The 251-nt window shown below is 45.0% G+C and carries 1 protein-coding gene; it reads right to left on the bottom strand.

Translation table 11 applies throughout. From position 1 onward, the window contains the following. Window positions 1–190, bottom strand: a 190-nt coding sequence (locus Q4528_RS15060) for a hypothetical protein (protein WP_303522497.1), incomplete at its 3' end; no start/stop codon positions are given. Window positions 191–251: the final 61 nt, after the last annotated feature.

Raw genomic sequence — 251 nt, 5'->3', positions numbered from 1 at the left:
CACCACCGGCGGCTTTCACTTCTTCTACTGCCATTTCCCAACCTTTTTTGTACGGCTCAAGAAAAGCAGGCATTGCCGTATAACTATTAATCTCACCTAACTTGATAGTGTCTGCAGCCCAGGTGGGCATCACTATTAAGGAGCCGATGACCAAACCACTTTTGATTACGCTCTGAATGACCATTTTCATTATGACCCTCACCTTGCTATTTATGCATTCCGGTTGCCGCTTGCTAAATTAACAACCAGAG

Source organism: Staphylococcus pasteuri (assembly GCF_030547725.1).
GTDB lineage: Bacteria > Bacillota > Bacilli > Staphylococcales > Staphylococcaceae > Staphylococcus > Staphylococcus pasteuri.
This window is presented reverse-complemented; position numbering and strand designations above follow the sequence as displayed.